General features: G+C 68.2%; 20 protein-coding genes. 12 read left to right on the top strand and 8 right to left on the bottom strand.

Annotation, left to right across the window (positions count from 1 at the left end; all coding sequences use genetic code 11):
- Window positions 1–23: 23 nt before the first annotated feature.
- From OHA61_RS39175 to OHA61_RS39165, 3 genes are all read right to left on the bottom strand, one after another.
- On the bottom strand, window positions 24–1,652 hold the full coding sequence (locus OHA61_RS39175) for an isovaleryl-CoA dehydrogenase (protein WP_361906044.1): 1,629 nt from the start codon (window positions 1,650–1,652) through the stop codon (window positions 24–26).
- The gene (locus tag OHA61_RS39170) at window positions 1,649–2,248 is read right to left on the bottom strand and encodes a TetR/AcrR family transcriptional regulator (protein ID WP_406307145.1); all 600 of its coding nucleotides are present in this window, start codon (window positions 2,246–2,248) and stop codon (window positions 1,649–1,651) included. Before OHA61_RS39170 ends, OHA61_RS39175 begins: the two co-directional genes overlap by 4 nt.
- A 315-nt stretch (window positions 2,249–2,563) precedes the next feature.
- Window positions 2,564–4,552: a pentapeptide repeat-containing protein gene (locus tag OHA61_RS39165; protein ID WP_406307619.1), complete on the bottom strand. Its 1,989-nt coding sequence runs from the start codon at window positions 4,550–4,552 to the stop codon at window positions 2,564–2,566.
- Window positions 4,553–4,800: 248 nt separating this feature from the next.
- Between OHA61_RS39165 and OHA61_RS39160 the strand changes: the two genes are divergently transcribed.
- Window positions 4,801–6,816: a DUF1996 domain-containing protein gene (locus OHA61_RS39160; protein ID WP_406307144.1), complete on the top strand. Its 2,016-nt coding sequence runs from the start codon at window positions 4,801–4,803 to the stop codon at window positions 6,814–6,816.
- Between the two features lie 92 nt (window positions 6,817–6,908).
- Here OHA61_RS39160 and OHA61_RS39155 read toward each other — a convergent pair whose 3' ends face one another.
- Window positions 6,909–7,142 carry a hypothetical protein gene (locus OHA61_RS39155; RefSeq protein WP_406307143.1) on the bottom strand — a complete coding sequence of 78 codons (234 nt, stop codon included), beginning with the start codon at window positions 7,140–7,142 and terminating at the stop codon, window positions 6,909–6,911.
- 883 nt (window positions 7,143–8,025) lie between these two features.
- Between OHA61_RS39155 and OHA61_RS39150 the strand changes: the two genes are divergently transcribed.
- Together OHA61_RS39150 and OHA61_RS39145 are read left to right on the top strand one after the other, a co-directional pair.
- Complete coding sequence (locus OHA61_RS39150; protein ID WP_406307142.1) at window positions 8,026–8,472, top strand: tyrosinase cofactor; 447 nt, start codon at window positions 8,026–8,028, stop codon at window positions 8,470–8,472.
- Between the two features lie 37 nt (window positions 8,473–8,509).
- A complete protein-coding gene (locus tag OHA61_RS39145; RefSeq protein WP_406307141.1) occupies window positions 8,510–9,388 on the top strand; it encodes a tyrosinase family protein in 879 nt (292 codons plus the stop codon).
- 378 nt (window positions 9,389–9,766) lie between these two features.
- On the opposite strand, the gene OHA61_RS39140 is transcribed toward OHA61_RS39145, so the two are convergent.
- Together OHA61_RS39140 and OHA61_RS39135 are read right to left on the bottom strand one after the other, a co-directional pair.
- Window positions 9,767–11,347 carry a carboxylesterase/lipase family protein gene (locus OHA61_RS39140; protein ID WP_406307140.1) on the bottom strand — a complete coding sequence of 527 codons (1,581 nt, stop codon included), beginning with the start codon at window positions 11,345–11,347 and terminating at the stop codon, window positions 9,767–9,769.
- Window positions 11,348–11,925: 578 nt separating this feature from the next.
- Entirely contained in the window at window positions 11,926–12,360 is a 435-nt protein-coding gene (locus OHA61_RS39135) for a winged helix-turn-helix transcriptional regulator (protein WP_406307139.1), read from the bottom strand.
- Window positions 12,361–12,470: 110 nt separating this feature from the next.
- On the opposite strand from OHA61_RS39135, the gene OHA61_RS39130 reads away from it, so the two are divergent.
- Window positions 12,471–13,061 carry a flavodoxin family protein gene (locus tag OHA61_RS39130; RefSeq protein WP_406307138.1) on the top strand — a complete coding sequence of 197 codons (591 nt, stop codon included), beginning with the start codon at window positions 12,471–12,473 and terminating at the stop codon, window positions 13,059–13,061.
- 382 nt (window positions 13,062–13,443) lie between these two features.
- Here the strand turns inward: OHA61_RS39130 and OHA61_RS39125 are convergent, their stop codons facing one another.
- Both OHA61_RS39125 and OHA61_RS39120 read right to left on the bottom strand, forming a co-directional pair.
- Complete coding sequence (locus tag OHA61_RS39125) at window positions 13,444–15,333, bottom strand: sensor histidine kinase (protein WP_406307137.1); 1,890 nt, start codon at window positions 15,331–15,333, stop codon at window positions 13,444–13,446.
- Window position 15,334: 1 nt separating this feature from the next.
- Window positions 15,335–16,042, bottom strand: a complete 708-nt coding sequence (locus OHA61_RS39120) for a response regulator transcription factor (protein ID WP_406307135.1) — start codon at window positions 16,040–16,042, stop codon at window positions 15,335–15,337.
- 335 nt (window positions 16,043–16,377) lie between these two features.
- Between OHA61_RS39120 and OHA61_RS39115 the strand changes: the two genes are divergently transcribed.
- The 8 genes from OHA61_RS39115 (at window position 16,378) to OHA61_RS39080 (ending at window position 24,615) form a co-directional block, all read left to right on the top strand.
- A complete protein-coding gene (locus OHA61_RS39115) occupies window positions 16,378–17,829 on the top strand; it encodes a peptidoglycan-binding protein (RefSeq protein ID WP_406307134.1) in 1,452 nt (483 codons plus the stop codon).
- Window positions 17,830–17,834: 5 nt separating this feature from the next.
- Window positions 17,835–18,560, top strand: a complete 726-nt coding sequence (locus OHA61_RS39110) for an ABC transporter ATP-binding protein (RefSeq protein WP_406307133.1) — start codon at window positions 17,835–17,837, stop codon at window positions 18,558–18,560.
- A 122-nt stretch (window positions 18,561–18,682) separates the two neighbouring features.
- Entirely contained in the window at window positions 18,683–19,834 is a 1,152-nt protein-coding gene (locus OHA61_RS39105) for an ABC transporter permease (RefSeq protein ID WP_406307132.1), read from the top strand.
- An 88-nt stretch (window positions 19,835–19,922) separates the two neighbouring features.
- Entirely contained in the window at window positions 19,923–20,498 is a 576-nt protein-coding gene (locus OHA61_RS39100) for a hypothetical protein (protein WP_406307131.1), read from the top strand.
- A gap of 352 nt (window positions 20,499–20,850) precedes the next feature.
- Window positions 20,851–22,971 (top strand): sensor histidine kinase, encoded by a 2,121-nt coding sequence (locus tag OHA61_RS39095; RefSeq protein WP_406307130.1) that lies wholly within the window; start codon window positions 20,851–20,853, stop codon window positions 22,969–22,971.
- Window positions 22,971–23,630, top strand: a complete 660-nt coding sequence (locus OHA61_RS39090; RefSeq protein WP_406307129.1) for a response regulator — start codon at window positions 22,971–22,973, stop codon at window positions 23,628–23,630. The genes OHA61_RS39095 and OHA61_RS39090 overlap by 1 nt, the downstream gene beginning before the upstream one ends.
- A gap of 122 nt (window positions 23,631–23,752) precedes the next feature.
- Entirely contained in the window at window positions 23,753–23,911 is a 159-nt protein-coding gene (locus OHA61_RS39085; protein ID WP_406307128.1) for a hypothetical protein, read from the top strand.
- 470 nt (window positions 23,912–24,381) lie between these two features.
- Window positions 24,382–24,615, top strand: coding sequence for a hypothetical protein (locus OHA61_RS39080; RefSeq protein ID WP_406307127.1), 234 nt, complete (start codon window positions 24,382–24,384; stop codon window positions 24,613–24,615).
- The last annotated feature ends 166 nt before the right edge of the window (window positions 24,616–24,781 follow it).

The raw sequence follows: 24,781 nt of genomic DNA, 5'->3' as shown, positions 1-24,781 counted from the left end.
ACGCACTGGTCGGCACGAGCCGGTCAGTTCACCTTCGGCGTGGCTCGGGCGATGATCGCAGCGAGGTCGACACCGGACGGAAGAGTGCCCAGGGCATGGCCCCAGTCGCCGCCCAGCCGGGAGGCGCAGAAGGCGTCGGTCACTGCCGGGTGCCCGTACCGGACGAGCAGGGAACCCTGGAGCACCAGCGCCATCCGCTCGACGATGCGGCGCGCCCTCATCTCGATGTCCTCCAGGTCGGCGAGCTCGGCTCGCAGCCGGCGCACGGCGTCGTCCAGCCTCGCATCGGCTCCGGTGGCGGCAGACACCTCGGTGAAGAACGCCTCCACCGCCTGCGGCTCCTTGGCCATGGCCCGCAGCACGTCCAGTGCGGCGACGTTGCCCGATCCCTCCCAGATGGACATCAGCGGGGATTCGCGGAACAGCCGGGGCATGCCCGACTCCTCGACGTATCCGTTGCCTCCCAGACACTCCAGCGCCTCGGCGGTGTGCGCCGGCCAGCGCTTACAGACCCAGTACTTGCTGACGGCCAGTGCAAGGCGCTTGAACACTGTCTCGGACGCGTCGCCGCGCACGGACCGGTCGGTGGCACCGGCCAGCCGCAACATGAGCACGGTCGCGGCCTCGGACTCGACCGCCAGATCGGCCAGGACGTTGCGCATCAGCGGTTGGTCGACGAGGTACTTACCGAATGCCTGCCGGTGCACGGCGTGGTGAGTGGCCGTGACCACACCCTGTCGCATCCCGGACGCGGCACCGATCACACAGTCCAGCCGGGTCATGTTGACCATCTCGATGATCGTGCGCACGCCCCGGCCCTCGTCGCCCACACGCCAGGCGACCGCGTTCTCGTACTCCACCTCCGAGGACGCGTTGGACTTGTTGCCGAGCTTGTCCTTCAGACGCATCAGCCGCAGCGGGTTGAGCGTACCGTCGGGCAGCACACGCGGGACCAGGAAACAGGACAGGCCTTCGGGTGCCTGGGCGAGCGTCAGGAACACGTCGCACATCGGCGCGGAGGTGAACCACTTGTGCCCGGTCAGGCGGTACGAGCCGTCCGCATGCGGCTGTGCCCTGGTGGTGTTGGCGCGGACGTCGGAGCCGCCCTGCTTCTCGGTCATCGACATGCCGGCCAGGAGTCCGGTCTTGGTGAGCGGCGCGCGCAGCCCGAAGTCGTACGATCCCGCCGACAGCAACGGCTCGTACTGGCCGGCCAGTTCGGGGCTCTGGCGCAGGGCAGGTATCGCGGCGTAGGTCATGGAGACGGGGCAGCCGTGGCCCGCTTCGGCCCGCCAGGTGTAGAACTTGGCGGCGCGGGCGACGTGCGCACCCTCGCGGTCGTCGGCCCAGACCGCGGCGTGCAGGCCGTGAGTCACGGCGGTGCGCATCAGCTCGTGCCAGGCCGGGTGGAACTCCACGGTGTCGATGCGGTGCCCGTACCGGTCATGCGTACGCAGAACCGGCGGATGCTCGTTGGCCAGCCGTCCCCACTCCTGGGCCTCGGCGGAGCCCGAAAGTCGCCCGAGCCGGTGCACCTCGTCGGTGGCCCAGCCCGCGCCCTCGCGGACGAGACCATCGAGCAGGGCGAGGTCCTCGGCGGTGTCGTGGCCCACGAGCTCGGGTACCTGGTTGAACACGTCATGCGTCGTCACGGCTGGACTCCTAGGGCGCGGCGGGCGAAGGCGATGAGGGCGGGAATGGTGTCGGGCCCGGCCGAACCGGCCGCGAGGGGCCCGACCAGGGCTTCGCTGATGGCGCCGACCATCGCGGTGGCGCTCACCTCGGGGTCCTGATCGGGCAGTTCACCACGGGCGATGCCCTCGGTGATGTAGCGGGCGAAGCCGTCGGCGTAGGCGCGGCGGAAGGCCAGGCGCTCGGAGTCGACGGCGGGGTCCACGGGCTCGGCGAGCAGGGCATAGGCGAGCCGGGGCGACGCGAGGGCGCGGCCGGCGAAGGTCTCGACGATCGCGGCCAGCCGGGCGTCCATGGTCTCTTCCAGGTCCGCCGCCCGGGTCACCGCGTCGATCTCGCGCTGCGACGCGGTACGGAAGACCTCCGCCACCAGGTCGGACTTGGCCGGGAAGTGGCGGTAGACGCTGCCGGTCGCCACATCGGCCCGCGCGGCGACGGTGGCGACCGAGCAGCCTGCGTAGCCCTGCTCGGCGACGATGTCCAGCGCGGCCGTGAGGATCCGCCCGCGCAGAGCGGTCAGCCGGGCCTGCATCTCGGGTGTTCTGCGGTAGGCCACACAAGAAGTGAACCATGGTTCATTTGTTTGGCTCAAGAGGCGTCCGCTACCGAGTTCCCGACAGCACACGAAGGGACGGCTCCGGGCGCGCCCTCCGACGGCACGAAGCGGTCCGCATCCGCATTGCAGGCAGCCGGTGGGCCGTTGAGGAATGCTTCCAGACCGCGAAGCAGGCGCGCGGCCTGGACGACTACCAAGTCCGCCGCTATCCCGGCTGGCACCCCCGGGCCGTGGCGGGCACCCGAGACCCACCGCGGCTCCGCACGGCCACGCCACCACCCTCCAGTGACACAAGAGAGGCGGGAGCGGCAGCTGTCAGCGTTTGACGCGGCCGCGGATGGCCAGGACGGCCAGGCCCAGCAGTACTGGTTCGGTGAGGCGGGTGGCCATCTCGGTGTAGGTGCCGGTGGTGGTCAGGTCCTGGCCGGAGGAGCGGAACACCACCGAGTTGATCACCACCCGCAGGGACTTCTCGAACCGCTCGGTCGACAGCAGACGCTCACGGAACGGCCCGTCGGGGTTGACCGGATCGGGTGTCTCGGTGGTCGTCGTGATGCTGCGGCCGGTGAGTGTGCCGGTGCTGGTGGGCTTCGGGTCGCCCTGCGGCAGGCCCCAGAGCATCATCGCCAGCACGGTGGCGGTCATGGCTGCCAGCAACCATCCCAGAGCACGAGAGGCCCGTAGGCCATAGCCGGACAGCGCCCAGTACGCGGTGAGCAGACTCCGCTCGGCCCACGGGATGTCGTCGGCGTGGCGGCGCATCTCCATCTCGCCGTAGTAGAAGTCGGCGGCGCCTGGTTCATGCTTGCCGTCTTCGAAGGCCTTGCGCAGTTGCCGATAGACCGGTGCCAGCGCGGCCGGTTCCAGTACCTCTTCCCCCTCCGGTGCGGGCTTCCAGCCGCTCGTGGCAGTGCCGCGGCCGGCTCGCCAGTGGTGCTCTTCGGCCAGCGTCCGGCGCGGCGTCCAGCGCATTGGTCGCATCCCGCGTCGACGCAGACCGGAGGGGGCGGCGGCCAGGGTGTATCGCCCTTCCAGCCGCAACTGGTCGAGGTGGACGGTCCCGGCGAACCGGCAGTCGGTGAGGTCGATGTCGGTGAGCACCAAATGCGCCGCGTCCACACCTCGCAGCGATACGGCCCGTACGCGGGGATCCGTCAGGCCGGCTTCGGCCATCTCTTCGCTGTCTACGATGAAGGGCCGGGAGCGGGCGGCGATGCTCACCGGGTATTCCAGAACCGCGTCGCTCAGATCCACGGTGGCGTGCCGCAGTCGCAGCGCGGCAGTCTGGGCCCACCGCGTCCGCCAGCACATCAAGGCCGCCGTTGCCGCCTCGATGATCACCGCCTTCTCGAACACCGCCTCCGACAGATCCAGCGTCCCCGTGCAGGCCAGCGGCCCCATCACTGCAGCGCGTTCAAACAACACCCCCAGGAACTGGGCGTCGCCGCCGATCAACGCCCCGCCGAACCGGGCGTCGCCGCCGATCTTCGCCTGGCTGAACGAGGCGTCGCCGCCGATCTCCACGCCGTTGAACCGGGCGTCACCGTTGAACTCCGCCCAGCCGAACCAGGCGTCGCCGCCGATCTTCGCCTGGCTGAACGAGGCGTCGCCGCCGATCTCCGCCCCGCGGAATCCGGCGTAGCTGCCGATCTCCGCCTTGCTGAACCATGCGTCGCCGCTGAACTTCGCATCGCGGAATCCGGCGTGGCCGCCGATCTCCGCCGCGTCGAACGAGGTGTGGCCGCCGATTTCCGCGCTGCGGAATCCGGCGTGGCCGCCGATCTTCGTCCCGTCGAACCGGGCGTGTCCGCCGAATTTCGCGCCGTCGAACCAGGCGTCGCCGCCAATCTCCGCCCCGCTGAACGAGGCGTCGCCGCCGATCTCCACGCCGTCGAACCAGGCGTCGCCGCCAATCTCCACGCCATTGAACCGGGCATCGCCGCCGATCTCCACGCCGTTGAACGAGGCGTCGCCGCCGATCTTCGCCCAGCCGAACCGGGCGTCGCCGCTGAACTTCGCCCCGCCGAACTGGGCGCGACCGAGGCAGGGCCGGTCTGTGGCCAAGTCCCTGAGCGCGGTGAGCAGTTCGCTCAGCAGTTCCTCGGTGAAGACGGTGCCGCGGTGGTCGATATCGGCGCCGGGGGCCAGGGTGGCCAGATAGGCGGTGCGATCAGCATCGTCCAGGTGGGCCAGGCAGGCGTCGTGTCCGGGGACGTGGATGCCGCGGCAGCCAACCGGGGCGGCCTGCGCCGCACCGTGGCCGCAGTGCGGCCAGCGCGGCGGGAGATCGGGGCTCGGATGCATCATGACCCAAAGACGTTCCGGCACCCCCGGACAGTTGCCACATCCGGCCCCAGTCGGCGCTGGCACCTGCGCCGGCCTGAGCGGCGATACGCCGGCAGGTCAACCGGGTGTCGCAGCCCGGTTTGGATGTTGCTACGAAATCCTTCATGGACTGAACGCATCACGCGCCACTTCCGTATGTAGTTCAGCGCTTCCCCCGCAGCCGGGCCAGGTACCGGGCCGACCGGCTATGAAGCATAGGAGTTGCAATGGGACATTCAGCCAGAAGACGCTCAAGACGAGGCGGGAGAGCTTTCGTTGCCTCGATTGCGCTGATGCTGGGCGGGGGTGGTCTCATCGCGGTCAACTCCTACGCCTCTGCCGGCGAAGTGTGGGGTTCTTCGACCGGTGGCGAGCAACAGCAGAGCCAGACCCGGAGCGCCGAATCCTCTGCGTCCACCATCAAATGCCCTGAGGTTGCCAACGCGCTGCCCGAGGTTCCGGAGACGGCGAAGCCCGAGGTCGACCGTGAACTGGCCACGATGGACAGCCAGATCACTGAGGCGTACCAGCGGTTCGTGGACCAGAAGGAGCAGATAGGCAAGGATCCGCAGTTCGCCCAGAAGGCCGTCCTCGAGCCGCTGAAGGACAAGCGCGCAGCGAGCATCGACCGCATCTCTGCAGCCGTCAGCCGGGTGACGGGTACGCGTCCGCAGGTACTGGAGGCGCTGGCGCCGTGCACCTTGCAGGTGGACGACACGGACGAGGGCAAGAACCAGGGACAGGGCCAGGACCAGGGCGATGGCCAGAACGGCGACGGCAAGCAGGACAACGGCAATCAGGCCGGCAACGGCAGCGGTGACGGCGGCCAGACCGGCAATGGCCCCAAGGCCTCCGACTTCGTCGACATCGAGGCCGTGCAGCCCAACGTCCGCAAGCCCGATGAGCTGGGGGACGCCTCCCGCGGCGTGTTCGCCACCGACTGCGGTGTCAACGCGAACGGAAAGTTCAACCCGGACAACGTGATCGTCGCCCCCGGTGTGAGCAACGGTGCCCACCACATGCACGACTACGTGGGCAATCAGGCCAACGACGCGTTTGCGAGCGACGACGATCTCGCAGGCGGGGAGACCACCTGCCGTAATCAAGGGGACAAATCGACTTACTACTGGCCGGTTCTGCGTCTGCGGAACGGCCAGAACGAGAACGACGCCAATGCGGACGGCGGCGGCAAGGACCAGAATGTCGGAGAGATCCAGACTCCGTCTCAGGTCACGCTGAATTTCGTTGGAAGCCCGGTCGGCAAGGTAACCGCGATGCCCCGCTTCCTGCGGATCATCACAGGTGACGCCAAAGCCCATGTCAACGGCAACGCAAACGCCAATGCCTCCTGGAGCTGCACCGGGTTCGAGGATCGTCAGCTGAAGGACAAGTACCCGATCTGCCCCGAAGGCAGCCAGGTGGTCCGCTCCTTCAAGTTCCAGAGTTGCTGGGACGGCCAGAACATCGACAGTGCCAACCATCGTACGCACGTAGCTTTCGCCGACCAGAACGGCCGCTGCGCGAACGGCTTCCGGGCCATCCCGCAGCTCGTGCAGCGGATCGTTTACAACGTGCCGCCGCCGGCCCTCGAGGGGGACAACCCCGCTGTGTTCGCGGTCGACTCCTTCCCCGAGCAGCTGCACAAGCCGGTCACCGACCACGGCGACTTCATCAACGTCTTCGATGACGACCTCATGCAGGAGTTGGTTCGCTGCATCAACGACGGACGCAAGTGCGGCTCCGGCGACCCGGCCACCCCTCCGGCCAGCAATACAGAAGAGCCCGCGGATGAGCCCTCCGGTGCGGCCACTCCCGGTGCGCAGGACACGCAGGATCCCGCGAATGAGGAGCAGAGGCCCGAGAACCCGGCCGGTCCGGCCGTCGGCACTCCCCCTGCGCAGGGCGAGCCGTCCGCCACGCCAGAGGTGCAGAAGCCGAAGGCCGCCGTGGCATCGGATGCCGCAACTCCCCGTGCGCAAGGCAAGCCGTCCGCCACGCCAGAGGTGCAGAAGCCGAAGGCCGCCGTGGCATCGGATGCCGCAACTCCCCGTGCGCAAGGCAAGCCGGAGTCCGGTGGGAACCAACCGGTGCCGGACGGCGCCGGCAGGCCGCAGACCGCAGAGGGCGGACTTGCATCTACCGGCGCCCAATTGTGGCCCTCCGCGGCCGGAGCCGTGCTGCTGATCGCAGGCATTGTGCTTCTCCGTGCGGGCAAGCGCCGTGAGGCCGCCCGTCATCGGTGAAGTGGGCTTCGCATCGGCCCTGGCCGGGATCCGCGACGCGGGCCCGGCCAGGGCCGCCTGCGGTGTTCGGCCTGCGGCGCATGCCCCGACGCTCAGCCGGTGGGGGCGCCTGGCACGCTGACCACGTCGATGTCCGGAGCCGCTCCCGAGGGATTCTCTAAGCGGATGGTGTTCGATCCAGCGGCAAGGACCAGCGGTATGGTCACCCAGCGAGGGGTGTTGTAGGCCTCGGTGGGGTCGAAGGAGAAGGTGCCCGGGGTCCTGCCGTTCGCGCTGATCTGCGCTTCCAGGGCATCCGGCTCTCCGTGGGTGCAGGCGATCGCCACCTCGCAGGTGCCAGCCTTTCGGCCTGGACGTTCCGGACCGTCAACGCGGATCCCGGATCGATGTAACCGACTCGCCTGCCGCTCGAACAGGTCACCGTCTGGCTCCCCGAGGGGTAGAACCCTGGTTCTGAGTGATCGGCATGTTCTTCCTCCCTGTCTGTCGGGCGTCCGGCCGGCTATGCCGCTGGAACACTCGTGCCCAGCAGTGTGATGCATCGCTTTTCTGTGGATACGAACGCCAGATCAGCACTTTTAACCCAGTTATCAGTTCACGCTGTGGCCGACTGACCTACCGTCACGGCAGCCCGTACGTACAGCTCCAGGAGCAGCCGCTCGGTCCGCAGAGACGAGGTCGTGGACAGCGACGCTACCCACGCAACACCCAGGCCGGCGAACCACTTTCTGGTGCGCGGAAGTGACCTCCCAGCTGCCATGCTGCCCAGCCCCGAGCCGCAGACCGAGCCCTCATGCAAGCCAGGTAGGCCACTGGGACACCCACGGGCGTGTGCCCCGGCGCGACGGCACGCTCTGCCCCCAGCCTCCCTCCGGTTTGATTCCCCAGATGCGGCCCACGAGCGAACAATTGGTGAGCCCATTCCCCGTCTTCGGGGCTTGGGATGGGCGATGACTTCACGCCGCGTTCGCGCGAGGGAACACGTCCTCAGAATCTGCACATCACGTAAATCTTTCTGCAGCGCCTCGCTATGTGCCACAACTTTCCTGCCCCGGAGGAGATCGAACCGGGTGCTGCGGATGTTCTCCGTTCCTGGGAAGTTGAGGAATTAAGCACAGGGTGACCGCATTGGTCCCTGCTCCTCTTCCTGTCGGCTGGGGCGCCTGACACCATCCGGGGCCCGGGTCCAGTAGAGCTCGGAAGCTTTCCATGAGCGAACTCACGATGGGAGACAGTGTGCCGACTTTCACGCGACGACGAGTGATGCGAGGCTGCATGGCTGCAATAGCTGCTGGTGCGACGGCAGCGGCAGCGGCCCCGGCGGCAAAGGCCCGGACACACAGCGTCAGGTCCGGACCGGACGGACATGGCAAGGGCCGACTCCCGCACCAGGGAGAGCAATGTGAAGGTCCGGCGCCGTTCGACGAGTTGTACCGGGGGCGTCGCATACAGGGAATTCCGGTGGCATCAGGCCACCACCACGAGGACCCCGGCTACCTCGTGCTGGTGGACGGCACCGAACTGCACGTGATGCAGAACGTGGACGGGACATGGGTCAGCATCGTCGACCACTACGAGCTCTTTGCCGGCCCGCGGGCAGCGGCCCGCTCAGCCGTCGACAACCTGGCCGGTGCCGACCTCACACCTCAAGCCTGAATTCACCGCGCGCAACAGATCCGAGAGGAGCAGCCTCATGGCAGTCCGCAAGAACCAGGCCAGTCTCACCGGTAGGGAGAAGCGCACCTTCGTCAACGCTGTGCTGGAGCTCAAACGCCGCGGGAGCTACGACTTCTACGTCGAAACGCACAACGAGTTCATCATGAGCGACACGGACCGCGGGCCGCGGGTGGGGCATCGTTCACCGTCGTTCCTCCCGTGGCATCGCAGGTTCCTTCTGCAGTTCGAGACCGCGCTGCAGGAGATAGACCCTTCTGTGACACTGCCCTACTGGGACTGGACGGTGGACCGGGAGATCGGCTCCTCTCTGTGGAGCGCGGACTTTCTCGGCGGCACAGGACGTGTCCGTGACGGGCAGGTCATGAGCGGCCCCTTTGCTCACCTCGCCGGAAGCTGGTCGATCCGCACGGGCGTGGACACGCGCCCCTTCCTGCGGCGCAGGCTCGGCGACGGCGCAGTGTCGCTTCCCACCCGGGCGGACGTCGATTCCGTATTGGCCATCGAGACCTACGACATGCCCCCGTGGAACAGCGCCTCCAGCGGCTTTCGAAACCTCTTGGAAGGTTGGCGCGGTCTGAATCTGCACAACAGGGTGCATATGTGGGTAGGCGGCCATATGGCCACCGGCGCCTCGCCCAACGATCCCGTCTTCTGGCTCCATCACACGTTCATAGACAAGCTGTGGGCCGACTGGCAGAGGCTGCACCCCGATTCCAGCTACCTGCCGGCCACCGCCACCACCAACGTCGTGGATCTGCACGCAACCATGCGGCCCTGGAACGATGTCACCCCCGCCGACATGCTTGACCACACGGCCTACTACACCTACGACACCGATGGATTGGGCGAAAGGGCGAGCACCGGCCTCACTTCACGCAGCACCTTGCACAGCTGAGACACACCCCGTCCCAAGGCGGATACCGCCGCTTGGCTCTGACCTTGTGGGGGCAGGCACACAAGCATTCCCGCCCAGTCCACACCGGTCTGCGTCATCGGCCTGCCGGCGGCTGTGCAAAGAGCAGTATGAGCGCACCGGGACGGTCAATACCGCCCTCTTCCCCGGCCTCGAAGAGTTCGCCGCTGGGCACAGCGCCGGCGACCATCCGTGACCGCGACTACCTCCTGGACCGCGCCGGGGTGATCTTCAAACCATCGCGATGTCACAGCGGTTCCGCACCGGCGACGTCGCAGTTCTTTCGGCGTCGTCCCACCCTGCGCAGAGCCTGGAGGCCGCGTCTATGACGGCAACCGGGCTGCACCCCGGCTGCCTCGGTCAGCCAAGTGATTTCCAGAAGTCGTAGCGGTGCTCCTTGGCGGAGTCCACCGGGTGGATGCCGCCCGGGCCCGAGGCGAGGGACTCCACGTTCGGTGCCGCCGGGGTGGTGGTTTTCCAGTGCGTCTTGCCCGTGCGGGCGAAGTGCGTCCAGATGCGGATCATCTCGCTGGACAGGCCCTGCTGCTCCGGGGTAAGCGATTCGTAGGCGTCGAGCTCGAAGAGGTACGGGAGCTCAAAGGTGTGCGCGGCTCCCACCTCGAACCCGGGCTTCTGGTAGTTCGCATCCGAGTACCAGGGGACCTCGCTGTCGGCGAATTCGTAGCTGTAGGTGGGCGTGTGGCCGGACAGCGCCCGACCGCTGTCGACGGAGTGCCGGGCCCAGTTGCCGTCGGTCAGGGCCGCCGCGAGGGCAAGGGCCGGTGAGTTGTCGTAGGTGCTGATGGGGTAGCGGGCGGCGATGACGGAGGCTTGCTCCTTGCCGAACTCCTCTTTCAGGCGGGCGTGGTAGTCGGCTTGGTCGATCTGCGCGTCCGGGTCGCCGGTGGCGGCTTTCTTGGCCAGCTCAAGGCCGTAGACTCTGGCCCGCTCTTCGTCGCGGTTGATGCCCTGCAGGACGGGGACTTTGTTGTACTGCCCAGTGGCGAACGCCTCCTGCGGGGTGCGGGGCAGTAGCTTACTGCCGTAGACGGGCGTGTATTCGGGGCCCATACCGAAGGGATTCACCAGTTGCTCGGGGGAGGCGGTGCGCCAGTCGTCCAGACTGTGCTCCTTCTCGATCCCGGCAGCGGTCGCCTCGCCCTCCGCCAGGGCGTCCTCACGGTCCCGTTGGCCCATGGTGGCCGTGCATGGGGCACTTTGTTGGATGACCCGGTCGAAGAGGCCGGCCGATGAGGGGGCGACCAAATGGGCGCAGGTGCTGTAGCCGCCGGCGGACTGGCCGAAGAGGGTGACGTTGTCAGGGTCGCCGCCGAAGGCGGTTGCGTTGCGTTGCACCCAGCGCAGGGCCGCCTGCTGGTCGCGGAAGCCGTAGTTGCCGGACTCACCGCGCTTTTCCAGGTCCGGATGGGCGAGGTAGCCGAGGGCGGCGAGCCGGTAGTTGACTGTCACCACGATCACATCGCCCTGGGCGGCCAACCGCTGGGCACCGTGCATGGCGCCCTCGCCGTCCGTGTGGTCGCCGCCGTGCAGATACACCATCACGGGGCGGGGCTTGGTGGAGGCGGTGCGCGGAGTGGTGACGTTGAGGAAGAGGCAGTCCTCGTCGTCGGACTTGGGCCCGACCGGCGGGATGAGGCCGGTCTGGGGGCAGGCGGTGCCCGGCTCGGTGGCGTCCCGGACACCGTGCCACCTCCTGGCGGGCGCGGGGGGCGCCCAGCGGCGCTCGCCGGTGGGCGGGGCGGCGTAGGGAATCCCCTGGAAGGTACGCATGGCGTCGGTCACCGTGCCGCGTACGGCGCCCCTGTCGGTCCGTACCAATGAGGCGTCACCACGGCCCGCCGCAACGGCGGTGCCAACAGCGCCCGCGGTGCCTGCAGCGAGGGCGATGGCGATGGATGCGTGTGCTGTCCGCTTCAACATGTAGACGAGCGTATGAAGTTGGCGATCCAGCGAGCAGCCAGTCAGCCACCGACCGCCGGGTGGTGCTAACCCCACCCTGAGCCTCCGGGTGTCACCACCGCGACGAGCTGCGCCCACCCTTGACGGCCCGGCCCTGATCCAACGGGCTGGCGGCAGCCATCAAGCTGTACCGCCACCCCGGGCATGAACCTGGTGACGACCGGAGCCGCCTTCCCCTTGGGGAAGATCGTGAACCTCGGGCTGGGAAACTTCGCGAACGTCCACACCTCAAGAGGGCGGAGCGGCTCAGGTTGGGGCCACCTGCGGACACCGTGACGGCGAGATCGGTTGGTCAACGGTCAACCCCAAACCACGTCCACAACATCGCGGCCACTCCGCTCGGCTCCCGATCAGCGGCTCCATCGTCCATACCGTCTGGCAGGTCGCCGACCGAGCCCCCCGCAGCGTCGTCCACAGGCTCCCGCGGGCACTCCTGGACCGTCTCCGGCGCCGCGTCCGCGACCAGCTCGCCGGGCTTCTTAGCGACGGCCGGGGCGATGCGTGGGCTACGAACCGGTGAGGGCCCTGCGCCCCTGCTGTCAGCGGCTGCCTATGCCCTCGCGCATCTCGTCGTAACGCTCCCGCGCCGCCAGCACCTCGGGCATCCGGCCCTCCAGGCAGTGGATGAGGCCCAGTAGCCGCTCGGCGACCTCGTGACCCAGTGGGGTGAGCTCATAGTCGACCCGCGGCGGGTTCGTCGGCTGCGCCTCCCGGTGTACGAGACCGTCGCGCTCCAGGGCATGCAGGGTCCGGGACAGCATCTTCTCGCTCACGCCGTCGACCCGGCGGCGCAGCTCGTTGAAGCGGAACGTGCCTTCTTGCAGGGCTCCGAGCGTGAGGCTGCCCCAACGGCCGGTGACGTGCTCCAGCGTGCCGCGCGACGGGCAGTTGCGGGAAAACGCGTCAAAGGCGAGGTCATCGGCCGTACCGGCTCCGCTGTTCTCTTCCTGGGGCCTGGTCTCGCTGGTCTCCATACAGCAACCATACTCGCGCACAGCGCTAACCATAGGGTTGCGCTTTACAAAAGTTAGTGCTTCCCTGAGGTCACCAACGCCGAGCACATCGCTTTCGAGGAGCCACTACCGTGCCCACCCCTGTTATCTCGATCGCCTACCACTCCGGCTACGGCCACACCGCCGTCATCGCCGATGCCGTCCGCGACGGAGCGGCCGCCGCCGGCGCCACCGTCCACCTGATCAAGGTCGACGAGATCGACGAAGCCCAGTGGGAGCTGCTCGACGGCTCCGACGCCATCGTCTTCGGGTCACCCACCTACATGGGGACCGCCTCCGGCGCGTTCCACAAGTTCGCCGAGGACTCGTCCAAGCGCTGGTTCACCGACGCCTGGAAGAACAAACTGGCGGCCGGCTTCTCCAACTCCGGCTCCAAGAGCGGCGACAAGCTGCACACCCTGCAGTACTTCGCGACGCTTGCCGCTCAGCACGGCATGCACTGGGTGAACCTCGGACTGAAGCCCGGATGGAACTCCACCGAGGGCTCCGAGCACGACCTCAACCGACTCGGCTTCTTCTCCGGCGCCGCGGCCCAGACGAACTCCGACGAGGGGCCGGAGGGCGTACACAAGGCCGACATCGCGACCGCCCAGCACCTCGGCGGCCGCGTGGCGGAGACCGCCCGCACGTTCATCGCAGGCCGGGCGGCCGTCGCCGCCTGACGCCGTACAAGGCCGCACGCAGCGGAGGGGCCCGTCACATCGGTGACGGGCCCCTCCGCTGTGTCCTGTTGGTGGCGGTAATGAGGAAGCGTGCCAGGTGTCTGCCTCAGTCCCCGTTGCATTCGGTCCCGTCGAACGCATGGCCCTCCGCGCGGAGCCGGGCGACCGCGGCGTCGATGTACCGCGTTGTTCAGACCCGGCAGGCATACATCGCCGCGGGCGACACCCTGGCACTGATCGTCCAATCGCGGAAGCGCGACACCCTGGCCGTCCCGCCGCCAGACGGTCGTCCTGGAGAACCAGCTGCTGAACTGACCTGGCAGAGAGCGAAGGAGGTATGTCACAAGAGCCCTGTGCGAGGCCGGGGGCGAAAGGGGAGCTGTCAGAAGGTGGATGGCCGAGCGGATCGTCGCGGATCAGGACCGCACGGTGCCCGCCCGGCGTTCACTTCTGGGGATGACGCGCGTGGTGCGCCTTCGTCGAGGGCGTCGCCGCACGGGAGTCGGACGGTGAACACGGAGCCGACGCCGGGTGTGCTGACGACCGAGACGGTGCCGTGGTGTGCCTCGGTCAGTTTGCGGGTGATGGCCAGCCCGAGGCCGCTGCCGCCGGTCTGCCGGTTGCGGGACTTGTCCGCCCGCCAGAACCGGTCGAAGACATGAGGCAGATCCGCCGCATCGATACCACTCCCGGAGTCGGCGACTTCCACGACCAGCTCTGTGCCCTCCACCCGGGACCGCAGGACGACGCGGCCCCCGCTCGGTGTGTGCCTGACCGCGTTGGAGACCAGGTTGCTGATCACCTGACGCAACCGCACCGGATCGGCGTGCACCTCGAGTTCCTCGGCGGCCTCGATCGCAAGCTCGACGCCCGCAGGACCGGCGGCCCCATGGTGCGCCACCGCGACGTGTTCCAGTACATGCCGCACGGGCAGCGGTTCACGATGCAGTACGAGACTGCCGGCCTCGGCCTCGGCAAGGTCACGCAGGTCCTCGATGATGTGCTGGAGCAGCATCGCCTCGTCCAGGAGAAGGGCGAGCAACTGCTGATCGGTCGGTGTCAGACCGTCCTGAGCCGCCTCCAGCCAGCTGCGGATGTTGGTCAGCGGGGTACGCAGTTCGTGCGCAACGTCGCTGACCATCGCCCTGCGCTGCAGCTCCAGGGACTCCCTTCGCTCGGCGAGGTCGTTGAAGGCAGCGGCAACGTGGCCGATCTCGTCCTTGGTCAGCACGGGGACCCGCACCGCCTCGTCGGCGGGGCGTTGGGCTGCCGTGATCAGGGCGCGCAGCGGTCGGACCAGGCGGAGGCCCAGCAGGATGGTCACAGCGCAGGTGACGGTCAGGACGATGCCCGCGGCGCCCGAGATCCGTAGGGTGTTCGCCGTCGAGAGCTTGACGGTCTCGGTGGTCGGATGTCCTGGATCGGCGACGAAGAGCAGGACGGGGGGCGAGACATAGGGCCGCAGCTGCTGTCGGCGGCCTTCGTTCACGCACTCCTGCGCGGCGCGGTCGGAGTACTCCTGGCGCTCGCTGTGGCCGGTGAAGCGCCAGGAAAAGTCGGCGAATACCTCGACAGGTGGTCTTGCCTGCTGCTTGAGGCACTCCGAAGCCAGTTCGCTGACTTGGGTGAGCGGCATTTCCTCCAACGACGTGGGCACCTTGAGCAGATCGATGCCGCAGGCTTCCATCAGCTTCACTCTGATTTCGGATTCGGGCCCGGTGGGCTGGATCGTCGAACGCCCGCTGGGCAGAGGGTTGACCTTGGTGGCGACCCCTCCTTCGGTGAGACAGTCGGTGATCTTTTGCACTCTCTCCCGGACAAGCTCCCGGTCCTCGCCCTCCAGGAGGAACGGGCCCACCGCGCGCGGGTCGATCGGGCCGATGGTGCTCTCACGGGACAGGACCGGGTCGAGTCGCAGCGGGTCGACGGAGGCGGCCGGCCGGTCCGGAACACGCACGGTCGACTCGGAGCTGGCGAGGATGGTGCGGGCGGCGGTGGTGAGGGTGATCGCTCTGCCGGTCCGCGCCGCGAGCTCGCGGACCAGTGACTGCACGCCGCCCCAGTCGGTGTGCGTGGCCGAGTAGCCGATCAGGGCGTCGTAGATGCCGGCGTCGGCCTTCGACGACCGGCCCTGTTCCGTGCTGATCGCCCGTGTCGTGGTGGTGACGGCCAGCCAGGTGGTCGCGGCCACGGCGCAGGCCGCGACCAGCAAAGACGCGGCGAGCAGCCGGACGAAGAGGCTGTTGTGCAGCGCAACCCCGGAGCGGCGCACCTCAGTTCCCTGCCGGGCCGGTTCCCGGGGTCAGCTTGTAGCCGATGCCGTGGACGGTGATCAGGTGGGTGGGGCGGCGCGGGTCGAGTTCGAGTTTCTTCCGCAGGTTCATGACGTGCATGTCGATGGTGCGACTGGTCGAGTAGACGTCCCAGCCCCGGGTGCGCTCCAGGAGTTGCTGGCGGGTGAACACCCGGCCGGGCTCGGCCACCATGGCCGACAGGATGCTGAACTCCCCGCGGGTGCACGTGACGGGCTGGCCGGATGCCCCCCATACCTCGTGCCGGAGCGGGTCCACCGTGATCGCTCCCACCCGCAGGACCCCGTCGTCCGGTGGCGCGGCGCGCTCGACGCGGCGCAGCAGGGTTCGGACCCTGGCCATCAGCTCGCGTGGACTGTAGGGCTTGGTCATGTAGTCGTCGGCACCGAGGTCGAGGCCGAGGAGCAAGTCGTTCTCACTGGACCTGGCGGTCAGCATCAGGACCGGCATGGCCGATTCCTGGCGCAGGATCCGGCACACATCGAGTCCGTCGACGTTCGGCATCATCACATCGAGGACGAGCAGGTCCGGCTGGAGTCGGCGGACAGCGTCGATCGCCGAGCGCCCGTCGTGCACGACGATCGCGCTGTACCCCTCGGACTCCAGGTACATCCGCAGCACCTGTGCCTGCCTGGCGTCGTCTTCCGCGACCAGGATCCGTGCACTCATGACGGTGACTATAAGCAGGGGCTTCGGTCGGGCTCGCCATTCTGACAATCTGAATACTTTGTGCTGAGGGCGTCCTGATACCAGTGAGGCATGGTCGGCTCTGCACCCGAAGTCGGGCCCATGGCTCGCTTCCGACCGCCGGACGTGTCCGCGTTCACGGCGGTCGTCCGCGTCACTCTGGGAGTCTTCCGCATGATCCGAGACACCGCTCAAGCCACCGAACCGGCCGTGTGGAGTCACGTCCGGGGCCGCACAGGTGTCCCAGACGACGGCCCCCGTTCCTGCGGCGCGGCAGGGGTGGTGGTCCTTCGCCCGTCCGCCGCGGTGGTCTCGCGGTGACCCGCCAGGGAGGCGCCCCCGGCACCCGGCCGGACGACGATGCCACCATCACCATCAGGGCAGTTGCACCAAACGGAAGGGGCCAAATCCAGACCGACGAGGATCCCACCGGCGCAAGCACCGCCACCACCAGCGCCGGTGCGTCAAACAGGCGGCGGCGTAACCTGATCATCGCTGCCGCGCTCGTGATCGGGCTGGCCGGGGCGGGAATCGTGGTGGGGGTGCCGTGGGGAGAGGGCGGCAGTTCGAAGCCTTCCAAGGCGGAGCCGAAGACGAGTACGGTCAAGGTCGTACGAAAGGATCTGTCCGACAGCCGGTCCCTCGACGGCACACTCGGCTACGCCAAGCCGCAGGCGTTCAAAGGGGCAAAAGACGGCATCGTGACATGGCTTGCCGCCGCCGGGACGACAGTGTCCCGGGGCAAGGAGTTGTACCGCGTCGACGACCGCCCGGTGCCGGTCTTCTACGGCACCGTTCCCCTCTACAGGCGTCTCGAGGGCCGGAACCTGGTCGGGCGGGACGTGAAGGTGATCGCCGACAACCTGCGGGCCCTGGATTACGACATCGGGTCCCAGCCCTCGCCGGGTCACGTCGTCACCGTGACCACTCCGGCCAACAACACGGCGCCGACGGGCGGCGAACAGGACGCGACACCCGGCAACTCCGCCTCGGCCAAACCCTCGACCTCCCCCGGCAAGGGAAGGGCCGACGGCGCGAGCCCGGCGCCTCAGGACTCCGGTACGGGCCCCGTCGCCTCGCCGGGAACAGCGACAGCGGGAACGGGGTCCCCCGAAGGCGCCGGTACGGTCACGCGGGTGAAGGTCAAGCACGGTGACGGCGTCCTCACAGACAAGCTGGTGCAGGCGATCAAACGCTGGCAGACCCGCATGGGGATGCCGTCCACCGGTGTGATCGCGCCCGGTGACGTGGCGGTGCTCAACGGCGCAGTCCGGGTGGACAGTGCCAGCGCCCAGGTGGGTGACGCAGCCGCTGCGCCGCTGCTGAAGGTGACCTCGACCGCCAAGGCCGTGACCGTGGCGGTGGACACCTCGCAAGCGGGCTCCATCAGACGCGGCGATCCGGTGACCGTACGCCTCCCGGACGGCGCCTCGGCCGCCGGCACGGTGGCCGGCGTCGGCACCGCCGCCGAGGCACCGGAGCAGGGACCCGGACCGGCGAAGATGACCGTCACGGTCGCGCTCAAGGACCCGGACAAGGTGAAGAAACTCGACTCGGCGCCGGTCCAGGTGGAGTTCGTCTCCGAGACCCGGGCCGGGGTACTCGTGGTTCCGGTCACCGCGCTGCTCGCGCTCCGCGAGGGCGGCTACGGGCTGCGCACCGCCGACGGGCGGGTCGTCGCGGTGAAGACCGGACTGATCGCCAAGGGTATGGCCGAGATCACCGGCGACGGCATAGCCGAAGGCACCTCGGTGGTGACGTCATCGTGACGGCCGTGCACACCCCGGTCCTGTCGGTACGTGACGCCACGGTCGAATACCCCGGCGGGGTCAAGGCTCTGGCCGGGGTCTGTCTGGAGATACGGGAGGGCGAACTCCTGGCCATCGTCGGCCCGTCCGGCTCGGGCAAGTCCACCCTGCTGAACATCATGGGCACCCTCGACCTGCCGACCAGCGGTACCGTCGTGATCGCCGGTCAGGACGTCACCACCCTGCCGGACCGGCAACTGTCCGCCCTGCGGGGACGCTGGCTCGGCTTCGTCTTCCAGCAGTTCCACCTCTCCGAGGGGCTGACCGCCACCGAGAACGTGGCCACCGGTCTGCTCTACGCCGGGGTTCCGAGGAAGCGGCGCCGCCCGCTCGCCCTCGCCGCGCTGGAGCGGGTGGGCCTGGCCCCCCGGGCTGGCCACCGACCGCACCAACTCTCCGGCGGCGAACGCCAGCGGGTGGCCATCGCCCGGGCTCTCGTCCATGAACCCACGCTCGTACTCGCGGACGAGCCGACCGGCGCGCTGGACACCGCGAACGGACATGCGGTGCTGGAACTGCTCACCCAGCTCAACAAGGAGGGGACCACGATCGCGCTCATCACCCACGACCGGGACATCGCCGCGCATCTGCCACGGCGGGTGGAGATCCAGGACGGCCGCATCATCACCGACACCGCTGCCGACAGGGACACCGACAGCGACAGGATCGGCGCCACCGGGGTCGCGCCGTGACGGGGGCCCCGTGGCGCCGCGCCACGCAGTGGTACCTGTCGACACGCGGGCGGCACCCGTCCGCAACGACTCCGCTGCACCGGCCCGTTCGGCTCTCGCCCGCCGATCTGCTTCGCCTCGGGATGATCGGCATTCGCACCCGGCGGATTCGGGCGGCGCTGTCCGCTCTCGGCATCTCCATCGGCATCGCCACGATGATCGTGGTCACCGGGATCCCGGCCTCCAGCCAGAAGGCCCTGAACGAGGAGCTGACCGCGCTCGGCACCGATCGGCTCCAAGCCGTCGCGAACAAAACCTTGGGTGACGAGCCGGCCTCGTTCCCGCCCGAGTCGGTCGCGATGGTCAAGCGCATCGGACCCGTGAACGCTGTGACCGCGGTGGCCAACACTCACGCCGTGGTGCGGCGTTCCGACCAGCAGGGTCCGCTCGACGCCTCCGGAATGACGGTGCTGGCCGCCCAGCCGAACCTGCTCGACGTGATCAACGCGAAGGTCCGCTCCGGCCATTACCTCTCCAAGGCCACCGGACGGATCCCCACCGCCGTTCTCGGCACGGTCGCGGCGGCTCGTCTCGGCTACCCCGACCTGCGCCCCAGTGATCCGCCACCGCTCGTACTGATCAACGACCGGTGGTTCAGTGTCATCGGGATCCTGCGTTCCGTCCCGCTGACCCCGGACATCGACCGCTCCGTTCTCGTCGGCTGGGAGGCCGCCCACAGCACGCTCGGCTTCGACCTCCGGCCGACTCAACTGTTCCTCCAGGCGGACGAAGCGGCGGTCGAGGATGTGCACGCGGTACTCCCCGCCACGATCAGCCCGCAGTCCCCGAGCGAGGTGCAGGTCAGCCGACCGTCGGACGCCCTGGCCGCGAAACGCTCCACCGAGGCCACGTTCTCCGGGCTGTTCATCGGCCTGGCCGGTGTCGCGCTGCTGGTCGGCGGCATCGGCGTCGCCAACACCATGGTCATCTCAGTACTGGAACGCCGCCGAGAGATCGGACTGCGTCGCGCGCTGGGCGCCAACCGGGGCCAGATCCGCGGCCAGTTCCTCACCGAATCGATCGCACTGTCCAGCCTCGGTGGCCTCGCCGGAATCACCCTCGGCGTGCTCGGCACCATGGGCTACGCGGCGTACAAGGAGTGGCCGCCGGTCATCCCACTCGCTGCGGTGAGCAGTGGGCTCTGCGGCGCGTTACTCGTCGGCGTCGTCGCCGGCGTATACCCGGCCGTACGCGCCTCCCGGCTCTCCCCCACCACGGCACTGGCCTCAGCCTGACGCGGTGCCCCGGCGGCAGCCACCCGACCACCACCTACCCACATCGCACCCCTACCCGTTTCTGGAACGCACAGGAGAGGATCACACCATGCACACTGCCGATGTGCCCCGTTCACCAAGCGCCGTGCGCCTGCTCGCGACCGTCGCCGCGCTCGCCGCAACAGGCCTGCTCGGGGCATGCGGAGGCGGGGCCGATTCGACCGAGGACGCGCGTGACGCGGGCGTCGCGAGCGTAACGGACCCCACAAAGGCGTCGTCGTCACCGCCGGCGCAGAACGAGCGGCCCCTCATCAGGCCGGACACCTCCGAGGAGGAGTCGAACAGGGTGAGCCAGGTATGGATGGACTGCCTGGCCAAGAAGGGGGTCAAGATGTTGAAGAACGCGGACGGCAGCTACAAAGGCCCCTTTCGCCAGGACGCGACGTACGCGGAAGCCCAGAAGACCTGCGGGAGCAAGGAGCCTGAACTCCTGACGATGCGGGCCGCCAGAGAGGATCCGGACTTCCGGGAGAAAGCCGACCGCTGGGTGAAGTGCCTGCGCGCCCACAACGTCAAAGCGACTGTCCAGGACGACGGATTGCTCGCGCTCGACGACTCAAACGTGGATGACCACGCCTTCACATGGGCCAAGAAGTGCGAGGCCGAAGCGTTCCTCGCGAAATAGCCCCGGGCTGCACCGCCGAACACGGCGGCCCGACCGGCCGGGTTCCGCAGGAGCGTGTCCGCCACCCGCGCACACACCGGCGTTGAAACCGACCGGCTCAGCCGTGCGGCACCACAGCCGCAGGGCTCGGCCCACTGCTCGACCACCTCGTCGAAGCCGGGACGATCAAAGCGTGGTCCTGCGACCCGCACACCGAAGAGCTCCACTGGACCCCCTCGCGCCCCTTGGTACGCCCTGTCAGGTGAGGCCGGCTCACCGCAATGCTGGCGTGGCCATTCCCGGATGCCCGGGAAACGGCTCCCTTGTTGCCGGGATCACCGCCCGCCGACAGTGCCCGTACTGGAGGTGAGCCATGAACGAGCTCGCGGGAAGCCAAGAGGCACGCACGATCCCGAGCACTGCGCCCCTGCTGGCGAAGCTGCCGCAGAAACGAACCGCCTGGATCTTGTGGATCGCCACGCTGGTCGTAGCGGCTGTGACGGTGGTCTTCGCGGTCCTGTCACGAGCGGAGCCTCGTCCCGAATGGCATCCGTGGTGGCTGATGGTTATCGAGGCGGTGACCGGCTTGCTGTTTACGCTGCCGGGGCTGGTCGTGTCGACCCGCCAGCCACGCAATCCGGCAGGCTGGCTGCTGCTGCTCGCTGGGCTCGGGTCCGCTGTCGATCTGCTGGCCCACGCCTATGGGCTCTATGCGATTCCTCGAGGGCTCCTGGGTGGAGTCCTGGCGGCGTGGGTGTCGAACTGGTCCTTCGTTCTTTTCATCTTCCCGGTCTTCTTCCTGTTTCTGCTGTTCCCGAACGGCCAACTGCCCTCTGGACGCTGGCGTATTCCGGCCTGGTACGTCGGCGGGTGTGGCGTACTGGTGCTGTTGATCGCAGCATTCCTGCCAGGACCTCTCGGCGGCGGAGAATACTTCCCCTCGACGCCCAACCCGGTCGGTCTTCCTGCGCTGTCGGTCGCACTGGAGAACGTGGGCGTCGTGTCGATCTTGATCAATCTGACCCCCTTCCTGCTGTCGGCCGCCTCACTGCTGTTCCGCTTCCGTGGATCTGCTGACGTAATGCGCCAGCAGCTGAAGTGGGTGGCCTGGGCGGTGATGACGACCGTCCTCCTGGTGACGGTGCACATCACCATGCTGGACGGCCCTGCCGAGTCGATCGCGATGGACTTGGTCCCCGTCGTGCTGAGCGCGTCCATCGCCATCGCGATCGTGCGCCACAATCTGTTCGACATCGACCGCATCCTGAGCCGGTCGCTGCTCTATGCGGGGCTGACGGGCGTCGTAGTCGGCCTCTACATCGGGTCCGTGAGCCTTTTCGGGCTTGTGCTGCAGCACTCCGCCTCTGGCATGGCCCCGCTGCTGGCGACCGGCGTGGTGGCCGTCGCGCTGCAGCCGCTGCGCAGCCTGTTGCACCGTGTGGTGAGCCGGCTCGTGTACGGCCTGCGGGATGATCCGTATGCGGCGCTGGCCCAGCTCGGCCGCCGCCTGGGAGCGACCAATGATCCGAAGAACGTGCTGCCGCAGGCTGCTGCGACGGTGGCCGAGGTAATGCGCCTGCCATACGTGGCCATCGAGCTCGATGACGCCACCGCGCCTGACGCGGGCAGTGCCCGCGTCGCCGCTCACGGAACCGAATCCCCGGTCGCGTTGCGGCTGATGCTGGCGCATCAGGGAGAAGAGATCGGCACTCTGCTGGTGGGAGCACGGGCGCCCGGTGAGGTTTTGTCTGCTGCGGATCTGCGGCTGTTACGGGATGTTGCCCGGCACATCGCTCAGGCCGCCGCCGGTGTTCGGCTGTCGCTGGCACTTCTGCGCTCGCAAGAGCACGCCGTCGCTGTACGGGCGGAAGAGCGACGCCGCCTGGCCCGCGACCTCCATGACGGCGTTGGGCCGGTCCTCACCGGCGCCACCTGGACCCTTCAAGCGGCCACCGCACAGCTGCGGACCAATCCCGACGCCACCTGTGACCTGCTGAACACCGCTCTGGTCCACATCCGGCAAGGCGCCCAGGACCTGCGCCGGATCTCCATGGGTTTGCGCTCGCCGGTCGACCAGCTCGGGCTGCGCGAGGCTGTCTTGGCCTACACCGACCGCGTGTCCCTGGCCGTACACACAGATCTGCCGCAGCACATTCCCCGCCTTGCCGCGGCAGTTGAAGAGGCCACCTACTGGGTCCTGGTCGAGGCAGTGGCCAATGTGCTGCGGCACGCCCAAGCCGCCAACTGCTGGGTATCCCTTGAAGTGGGCGACGACGCCCTCCAGATGACGGTCGCCGACGACGGACAGGGCCTTCCTGCCCGGATACGCCCTGGGGTGGGGGTGGGATCCATGCGCGAGCGTGCCGCCGAGATCGGAGGCAGCTGCGAGATCCGGCCACGGAACGGCGGCGGTACCGAGGTCGTCGCTTACCTGCCCGTCAGCGTGCCAGGCGCAGAAGACACGGTCCTCGCCGAGCCGAGCAGGAGCGTGTGATGGATCAGGGCATTCGCGTCGTGATCGCCGACGACCACCCCTTCACCCGCTACGGCCTGCGCGTATTACTGGAGTCGGATCCCGGCATCACCGTGGTCGCCGAGGCATGCGACGGCCGCACAGCGGTCAGTCGCGTCCTTGAGTTCCAACCCGATGTCGTAGTCATGGACGTGCGGATGCCAGGCGGTGATGGCCTGTGGGCCACCCAGGAGATCCAGCGCGCCCGGCCCGGCACCAAGGTCCTGGTCCACTCGGAACACGAAGCAGACCCCACCGTGATGGCCGCCATGCGCGCCGGCGCCTCCGGCTTCCTCCTCAAAGCCGGAGACGTCACACAGATCACCCGCGCCGTGCGCGACGTAGCCGCTGGCGCCTGGATCTTCCACCTATCCGACACCGCCCGCATGCGCCCCTGGTTCGACCAACTACGCACCGCCCGCCGCGACGGAGCCTTCCCCCAACTCACCACCCGGGAAAGAGAAATCCTCAACATCATCGCCATCCCCAAACAGACCACCCGCACCGCCGCCGCCCACCTCGGCATCAGCCACAAACGCGTCGAGAACGCCCTCACCGACATCAAAACCAAACTCGGCGCAACCGACCGAGCCGAACTCATCGCCCTCGCACGCGCAGCCGGCCTCGGAACGCCGCCCTGACCCACCACCCCCGCCGCGTCGGTAGACCGCTCCCGTGACCGCGGGAACCCTCCCACCGCACCCTGGTCTCAACAGATTCCGAGAAATTTGAGAGATCCCCAAGGCGGGAAAGGGAGGGGCGGATGCACGAGGAGCAACGGCAGCCCGGCAGCAAAGCCGAAGCGACGCACAGAACACGGAGTTGGGGCAGGACCGTACGACTGTGGACACCAGCCATCGGCAACGTCATCACCACCGTGATCACGATCTACCAAGCCTGGCACGGCCAGCCACCCGGCTAACAATCCACACGGCACACCAGCCAAAGGCTCACCCAAGCCTGACCAACAGGCCCCTGGGTGAGGCCTTTTGGGGGAAACGATCCCTGATGGACGTCTCTGCCACCTGCATGGCTTGACGGCCCGATGCCGCTGGAGCGTCAGAACCCGTCTCTGAACTTCGACTGATCTCGCGCAGCCGCCGGAGGACGTATTTCGTCCCACGCCGGATCTGTGGCCAGGGCGTTGGCCCAGAGGCCGACGCGGCAAGGGGCATCGATCTCGCCGAGGCGACGGCAGATGGCCTGAAGATCGCGCAGATTCTTGGTCGAGTACTCCGCGCTCCGCGACTTCTTCGGAGATGCGGCAGAGGAGCTCCACCTCACCTCACCTCACCTCACCCGGCAGCGTGGAGGGCACCGTGGCCACCCCCACCTACACCGACCCGGACACCGGCGAACCCGTCACCTACCGCAGTTTCCAGCCCAAGGCCGGTGAATCCTACGGCGACCTCTGGGCCCACCACCCCAGCCGACCCGAACTTCAACATCAGCTACGTCGACGCCACCGGCACCACGAAAACCACCACCTGCGCCACCCGCTGCCTCCTCTTCCACCCCGGCGGCCCCACCACCCATCGACCACCCCGCCTAGCCGGCACCAGCAACTGGGACGCCACCATCACCAACATCTTCTGGCTCCCGCCATGTGCTCCAGGTCCCGCCTGATCCAAGCGAACGGGCGGGACATCGCGCGTGCAAAACCACTCGTGCCTGCGCCGGAGTTCACGTGAAAACCTGCCCATGACGTACGGATGAATGGCGCCGTCAGCCCCCCGCCGAGGCACGCGGACGCTGCGCAGCAGGTAGTCGCTCGTGGAGCCGGAGGCCTGAC

This window comes from Streptomyces sp. NBC_00885, from assembly GCF_045207475.1.
Lineage (GTDB): Bacteria > Actinomycetota > Actinomycetes > Streptomycetales > Streptomycetaceae > Streptomyces.
The sequence above is the reverse complement of the archived record's forward strand: the minus strand, read 5'-3'. Positions and strand labels throughout refer to the sequence as shown.